The organism is Parasphingorhabdus sp. (genome assembly GCF_041748495.1).
In the GTDB taxonomy this organism is placed as follows: Bacteria; Pseudomonadota; Alphaproteobacteria; order Sphingomonadales; family Sphingomonadaceae; genus Parasphingorhabdus.
In genome coordinates, this window is sequence record NZ_JBGTDD010000067.1 from 1 (window position 1) to 7,216 (window position 7,216).

Annotated in this window: 7 protein-coding genes; 6 read left to right on the forward strand and 1 reads right to left on the reverse strand. The window is 60.6% G+C overall.

Annotation, left to right across the window (positions count from 1 at the left end; translation table 11 throughout):
• The 5 genes from ACEW8J_RS05560 to ACEW8J_RS05580 form a co-directional block, all read left to right on the forward strand.
• Nucleotides 1-774: NAD(P)H-quinone oxidoreductase (locus ACEW8J_RS05560; RefSeq protein WP_373490651.1), on the forward strand; the 774-nt coding region annotated here is incomplete at its 5' end.
• Nucleotides 775-928: 154 nt separating this feature from the next.
• Entirely contained in the window at nucleotides 929-1,804 is an 876-nt protein-coding gene (locus ACEW8J_RS05565) for a UDP-2,3-diacylglucosamine diphosphatase (protein ID WP_373490657.1), read from the forward strand.
• Nucleotides 1,801-2,865: a glycosyltransferase family 4 protein gene (locus tag ACEW8J_RS05570; protein ID WP_373490652.1), complete on the forward strand. Its 1,065-nt coding sequence runs from the start codon at nucleotides 1,801-1,803 to the stop codon at nucleotides 2,863-2,865. The genes ACEW8J_RS05565 and ACEW8J_RS05570 overlap by 4 nt, the downstream gene beginning before the upstream one ends.
• 128 nt (nucleotides 2,866-2,993) lie before the next feature.
• A complete protein-coding gene (locus ACEW8J_RS05575) occupies nucleotides 2,994-3,701 on the forward strand; it encodes a cell cycle transcriptional regulator TrcR (RefSeq protein WP_373490653.1) in 708 nt (235 codons plus the stop codon).
• 230 nt (nucleotides 3,702-3,931) lie between these two features.
• A complete protein-coding gene (locus tag ACEW8J_RS05580) occupies nucleotides 3,932-5,050 on the forward strand; it encodes an MBL fold metallo-hydrolase (RefSeq protein WP_373490654.1) in 1,119 nt (372 codons plus the stop codon).
• 31 nt (nucleotides 5,051-5,081) lie between these two features.
• Here the strand turns inward: ACEW8J_RS05580 and ACEW8J_RS05585 are convergent, their stop codons facing one another.
• Entirely contained in the window at nucleotides 5,082-6,365 is a 1,284-nt protein-coding gene (locus ACEW8J_RS05585) for a TCR/Tet family MFS transporter (RefSeq protein WP_373490655.1), read from the reverse strand.
• A 95-nt stretch (nucleotides 6,366-6,460) separates the two neighbouring features.
• On the opposite strand from ACEW8J_RS05585, the gene ACEW8J_RS05590 reads away from it, so the two are divergent.
• The coding region (locus tag ACEW8J_RS05590) for an AMP-binding protein (RefSeq protein ID WP_373490656.1) at nucleotides 6,461-7,216 on the forward strand (756 nt) is incomplete at its 3' end.

Genomic DNA, 7,216 nt, shown 5'->3' on the forward strand with positions numbered 1-7,216 from the left:
GTCGGCAGCGAAGCCCCGCGCGAGATGATCGGGCAATATGTCGCCGCGCTGACACCGGGCGGCGGCTATGCCGAATATTGCGCCGCGCATTGGCAGCATTGCCTGCCCGTGCCCGAAGGGATGATGCTGGCCGAAGCCGCCGCGTTGCCCGAAACGCTGTTCACGGTGTGGCACAACCTGTTCGAACGCGGGCTTGCGCGCGATGGTGAGCGGGTGCTGGTGCATGGCGGCACTTCGGGCATCGGGACAATGGCGATCATGCTGGCCAAGGCGTTCGGGATGGAGGTGATCGTGACCTGCGGCGACGAGGCCAAATGCGCCGCCGCCCGCCGCATCGGGGCGGATCTGGCGATCAATTATCGCGAAGCCGATTTCGTCGAGGCGGTGATGGCGCATACCGGGGGCAAGGGCGTGCATATTGTGCTCGACATGGTGTCGGGCGATTATGTTGCGCGCAACCTCAAATGCCTTGCCGAAGATGGCCGCCACGTCACCATCGCGCTGCTGGGCGGGGCCAAGGCGGATTTGAACATGGCGTTGGTGATGATGCGGCGGCTGACGCTGACCGGATCGACCTTGCGCCCGCGCACGGATGCATTCAAATCGGCGCTGGCGGACGAGATTACCGACAATGTCTGGCCGCTGTTCGCGAGCGGAGAGCTTTCCCCGGTGATGGACACCACTTTTCCGCTGGCCGAAGCCGCCGCCGCCCATGCGCGGATGGAAGCGGGCGAGCATGTCGGCAAGATCGTGCTGGAGGTTGCAGGCGGCTGATCTGCCTGCAACAATTCCGTCATAAGGCCGGTGAAGTGACTCCAAACCGTCACTGGCCTGTGAGTCCCCTGTAACAATCGGCTGTTACCTCCCCGTCGTGACCAGACATGACACTCGGGGAATTCCAGTGACCGGTGCCGATCTTTCCGACCTCATCAGCGATAATGTCGCCAACTTCCCGCTCAGCGTGCCGCGCACGCCCGAGCCGGAGAATGCCGAGCGGCGATCCTATCGCACCATCTGGATCAGCGATGTGCATCTGGGCACCAAGGGCTGCAATGCCGGGATGCTGATCGACTTCCTCGACCGCACCGACAGCGAGACCATGTATCTGGTTGGTGACATCATCGATGGATGGCGGCTGAAGAAGAAGTTCTACTGGCCCGCGGCGCATAATGATATCGTGTGGCGGATCATGAAGCGCGCCCGGCGCGGCACGCGGGTGGTCTATATCCCCGGCAACCACGACGAGATGTTCCGGCAGTTCACCGGATTGAATTTTGGCGGAATCGAAATCCGCCGTGCAGCGTTCCACGATACCGCCGATGGCCGCCGGTTGATGGTGCTGCACGGGGACGAGTTCGACGCGGTGATGCTGTCGCACCGCTGGCTCGCCTTCGTGGGCGATCATGCCTACCACTTGATGATGAAGCTGAACGTCACGGTCAACGCCGTGCGGCGCTGGCTGGGCAAGCCTTACTGGTCACTGTCGAAAGCGGCCAAGCACAAGGTCAAGAATGCGGTCGAATTTATCGGACGCTACGAGGAAACGGTAGCCAAGGCGGCCGAAAGCCGCGGCGTCGATGGTGTGGTTTGCGGCCATATCCACACCGCCGAACATCGCGAAATCAAGGGCATCGAATATTATAATGACGGCGACTGGGTCGAAGGCTGCACCGCTCTGGTCGAATGCGACGACGGCAAGATGCAGATTCTCTACTGGGCCGACGAAATCAAGGCACGCAACGAACGCGAGGAGCAGCCGGTGAAACTGGTCTCGGTAGCGGGCGATATGGACCAGGCCGCGTGAAGATCGCGCTGGTCACCGATGCCTGGCACCCGCAAGTCAATGGCGTGGTGCGAACCCTGGAGACGGTCGTCGGCTTGTTGCGCGACAGCGGCCACGAGGTGCTGGTGATCTCTCCCGACCAATATCGATCAATCCCCGCGCCCAGCTATCCCGAAATCCGTCTCGCCTTTGCCCGGGCCCGCACGATCGGCAAGCGGATCGAAAGCTTTGGTGCCGACGCCGTGCACCTGGCCACCGAAGGCCCGCTCTGTATCCAGGCCCGCCGCTGGTGCCGGAGAAAAGGTCATCCATTTACAACCGCTTATCATACGCAATTTCCGGAATATATGGCCAAGAGAACCCGATGGTCGCCGCGGATATTCTGGCCCTATATCCGCTGGTTCCACCGCAAATCGGCAGCGATCATGGTCTCGACCGAAAGTGTTCGCCGGCAGCTGTGCAGCGAGAAGCTCACCCAGGTCCACCACTGGAGCCGCGGTGTAGATTTGCAGAATTTCCGTGCGGATACACCGCCGCCTGCAGCCTATGAACAACTTGCCCGGCCGATCCAGCTCTATGTCGGACGGGTAGCAATCGAGAAAAATATCGAAGCTTTTCTGGAAAGCAACCAGCCAGGGTCGAAGGTCGTGGTTGGCGACGGACCGGCCTTGGCACGCTTGCAGGCGCGCTATCCCGAAGTTCATTTTGTCGGTAGAAAATCAGGCCTCACTCTGGCTGGCTATTATGCTGGTGCCGATGTGTTCGTGTTTCCCAGCAAGACCGACACATTCGGTCTGGTGATTATCGAAGCTCTCGCCTGCGGAACACCGGTCGCAGCCTATCCGGTCACCGGCCCGATCGACATCCTGACTGCGAACAGCGGCGCCATGGACGAAAATCTCGATGCAGCGATCCAGCGCGCTTTGACGCTCGATTCCGCCGATTGTATCGCGCATGGTCGGCAGTATAGCTGGGATGCCAGCACCAGCCAGTTCCTCAACGGCCTGGCTTCCCAGGATCTGCGAATGCACTGCCACGTGTCGCGGCGGCTCTGGGCAAAGGCGCTATTTGCGCGGGTCTAGCCAAATATCTTGCCGACTCTCTCCAAACATCCTACATAAGCTTCCAACAGGCCGTCTCCGCAAGGGGGCGGCCCTTTATTTTTATATTCCGCTGGACGCGAACCGCCAGCTATTGGAAGGATGCCATGATGGCCGAACAAGCAACTCCTCTTATGCAGCATGCCACCGCCAGCTGGCTGGTCGACAATACGGCCCTCAGTTTTGAGCAGATCGCAGAATTTTGCGGCATCCATATTCTTGAAGTCAACGCGATGGCGGATGATCTCGCCAGCTCCAAATATACCGGCCGCGATCCGGTGCAGGCGCACGAACTGACCCATGCAGAAATCGAGAAAGCCGAGAAAGATCCGGCTTACCGGATGGTCATTCAAAAGGGACCGGATCAGGTACGCCGGACCAAGGGCCCGCGCTATACGCCGGTTTCCAAGCGTCAGGACAAGCCCGATGGTATCGCCTGGCTGCTCCGCAATCACCCGGAAATTTCCGATGCCCAGGTGGGCAAGCTGATCGGCACCACAAGGACAACGATCAACGCCATCCGCGATCGCGAGCACTGGAATATCGCCAATATCGCGCCCAAAGATCCGGTGACCCTTGGCCTCTGTTCGCAACGCGAACTGGATGCGGTCGTTGCCAAGGCTGCGAAAAAAGCCGGTATCGAGCCTGAAGTGGCGGATGACACGAAATTCGGCGGCGACAAGGAAGCGCTGCTCGCCGAACTGCGCGAAGAACGTGCGCAAGCGGTTCGCGATGCCGAGGCCGCGCTTTCAGGTGAGTCAGACGAGGATGACGCACCGGTCGAACATACCGCAGAAACATTGTTCAAGGACCGCTGATCCTCGATCAGTGGGCGTCAACAATTGGGGAGGCACATATGAATGAAGGAAATCCTGGCAGGTTGCGGCTGATGAAGCTGGGCGCAATCGCAGTGTTTGGAGCGATGGCGTTGGTTTTTGTCTTCGTCGTTGGGGTGAACTGACGCCCGCCAAGCGGCTATAGCTAGCAATTTAACCAGTCGATTAAATCGGGTTGCGTTTCCGGTCGGCAAGGGTCTATGGCATGAACCATGGATGCGCCCCGAAAACCCCCCGCCTATGACGCCATGCTCGCCGATCATGGCTTTGACCCGATTGAATCGGATGGCCTGACCTATCCGCTCGGCGACTATGAACCCAAATTCGGCGAATATTTTGAACTGATGCCCGGCATCGGCTGGACCCGGACACCGGTGCCCGGCCCGCTCGGCCATATCAACAACTGGGTGCTGGCCGACCGCCACGCCGATGGCAGCGCCGGATTTGCGATCGCCGACACCGGTCTGTTCATGCCCGAGGTGATCGAGGCGTGGAAACATCTGTTCGACGCGGGCGCCTTGCGGGGGCAGAGCGCGACCAGGATCATCGTTACTCATTATCATCCCGATCATGTCGGCTGCGCCGGCTGGCTGGCGAAGCGGTTCAAGGCACCCTTGCACATGAACCGGACCGAGTGGCTGCTCACCCGGATGCTGCTCGCCGACAAGCGCGACGGTGTGCCGGAAGAGGCGCTCGACGAATGGCGCTTCTGCGGCTGGGACCAGCATCTGATCGACGAATTTGCCAAGAAGGGCTGGGGTCGTTTCGCCCGCGCCGTCTCCGACCTGCCGATCGGCCATGTCCGGATGGAAGAGGGAACGCGCCTGCGCACCGGTGACCATGAATGGCGGGTGATGATCGGCAATGGCCACACGCCCGAACATGCCTGCCTGATCGACGACACGGCCAAGGTGATGATCTCCGGCGACCAGATCCTGCCGCGGATCACCTCCAATATCTCGACCATGCTCAGCGAACCGACCAGCGACCCACTGGGTGAATGGCTGGCGAGCATCGACCGGTTCCGTGCCGAACTGGACAATGATCTGCTCATCCTCCCGGCTCACGGTCGTCCGTTTCAGGGCGCGCATCAGCGGCTGGACGCGCTGGCCGATCGCCACAATGAGGCTCTGGATGATCTGGAACAGGGCCTGCGCGAAAGCCCGAAACGGGTGGTCGACAGTTTCCCCTATCTGTTCCGGCGCCCGATCACGCCCGATGTCATCGGCATGGCCAGCGGCGAGGCGATGGCGACGCTCCGCCATCTGCAATATACCGGTCGCGCCCGGCTTGAAATGAAGGATGGCACGGCCTGGTACAGCGCCAGCTAACCGGTCGCGATACCCATGGCCTCTGGATGGCTCAATCGGTCACGGTCTGCGCGTCCGGCGGCGGTTCCGCGACCTCGCCGGTACAATGCAGGGCATAGCCGCGCAGAAATATTGCCAGCGCGCACAGGCAGATGATGCCCGCCAGTCCAAACGGAGCCCCGGGCAGATAATATAATGTTCCGGCAACCGTGAAGGCGGCAAACACCGCCGTGAACAGTGGCGGCCCGACGACCGAGGCGATGCTCTGCAGACTGGCCACCGCCCCCTGCAATTCGCCCTGCGTGTCTTCCGATACCGCCTGGCTCATCAGGCCGTTGATCGACGGCTGGAAGAGACCCTGCAGCGCGCCGATGGGAATGGCGATGAAGATCAGCCAGCCCTGGTCCGGCCCGGCGATCACATAGGCGATGCTGCTCACCGCCATGCTCACCGCGCCGATGATCACGCTATTGCGTTCGCCGATCCGCGGGATCAGCACCCGGATCAGCAATCCCTGGACGATTGCCGCGCCGATGCCGACACAGGCCAGCGCCAGTCCGACGGTCAGCGCGCTCCAGCCAAAGGCTTCCATGGCGTAAAAGGCAAAAACGATCGGATAGACCACATGCGCGGTCATCCACACGGTGAGTGCAGCGGCATACCAGATAACGATCTTGTTCTGGCCATGAAGCCCCCTGAGTGCCACCAGAGCATTGGCCCGGGCCATGTCAAACCGGCGTCTCTTCTCCGGGGGGAGACTCTCCTTGAGCATGAAGAAACCGAACATCAGGTTGAGCGCTGCCAGACCGCCCGCGGCGAAAAAGGGCAGGCGGGTGCCATATTCACCCAATATTCCGCCGAGCGCCGGCCCGAAGATGAAGCCCAGGCCAAAGGCAGCGCCGATCAGCCCGAAATTCTGTGCGCGTTTTTCCGGCGGCGTGATATCCGCGATATAGGCATAAGCGGTGCTGAAACTCGCGCCCATGATGCCGGCAATCACCCGTGCGACGAACAGCCAGAACAGCGTCGGCGCAAAACCCATCAATATATAGGCGATGGCATAGCCGCCCAGCGCCCCCAGCAACACCGGCCGCCGGCCAAACCGGTCCGAGAGATTGCCGACAATCGGACCGAAGACAAATTGCATCGCGGCATAGGCAAAGGCCAGCCATCCGGCATAGACCGCCGCCCCGGACAGCGAACCGCCGGTGATGTCGGTGATCAGGGTCGGCAATACCGGCATGATGATGCCAAAGCCGAGCATGTCGATCAGCACGACCAGAAAGACAAAGACCAGCGAGGACTTGGTTGCAGGGGTGGAATCGGTTTCTGCCATGGGATTTCGCCCTATACGCTCGGTAAAAATAATGGGAACCAAATATCGCGGAATTTTCATTGTCAGTTCACACCGCTTCACTTACACAATTGTCAATGACTGAAACACATCCTGACCAGCCCCCGATCTGGAAATCGCGCTATAATCATCCCACCCAGTGGGACCAATTCTATCCGCCGCTGTCGATGCCGGGAATGTTCTTCCGTTCGGCGGGTCGGCGCGGCGATGCCAATCTGCTCGACTTCATGGGACGCAAATATAGCTATAGCGAAGTGGCCTCCGGGGTGGTCCGTGTGGCCAAGGGGCTGCAGGACCTCGGCATCGGCAAGGGCGACCGCGTCGGCCTGTTCCTGCCCAATGTCCCGCATTATGTCAGCGCCTATTATGGCGCGATGGCAATCGGCGCGACGGTGGTCAACTTCTCGCCGCTCTACACGGTCGATGAACTGAACCATCCGGTCGAGGACCGCGGCACCCAAATCCTGTGCACGCTCTCTGCCACCGCATTATTCCCCGCCGCCTATCAGGTGCTCGAAGAATCGAGTCTCGAACGACTGGTGGTCGGCAGTGTGGCTGGCGCGCTGTCAGGGGGCAAGGCGCTCCTCTATTCCCTGTTCCGACGCAAGGAAAACAGCCCGCAGCCCGAGGATGACCGGATCACGCCCTTCTCGGACCTGATTGACAATGACGGAAATTACAAGGCGCCCAATATCCGGCCGGATAAGGATATTGCGCTGCTGCAATATACCGGCGGCACCACCGGCACGCCTAAGGGAGCGATGTGCAGCCACCAGAATCTGACCGCCAACGCGCGCCAGATCAACAGCATCGACCCCTATATCGACGAGGTC

What these genes read in the sequence shown, in the direction of transcription:
- ACEW8J_RS05575 (WP_373490653.1), top strand. Translation starts at nt 2,994, where the DNA reads ATGGCCGAACAAGCAACTCCTCTTATGCAGCATGCCACCGCCAGCTGG.
- ACEW8J_RS05580 (WP_373490654.1), top strand. Translation starts at nt 3,932, where the DNA reads ATGGATGCGCCCCGAAAACCCCCCGCCTATGACGCCATGCTCGCCGAT.
- ACEW8J_RS05585 (WP_373490655.1), bottom strand. Translation starts at nt 6,365, where the DNA reads ATGGCAGAAACCGATTCCACCCCTGCAACCAAGTCCTCGCTGGTCTTT.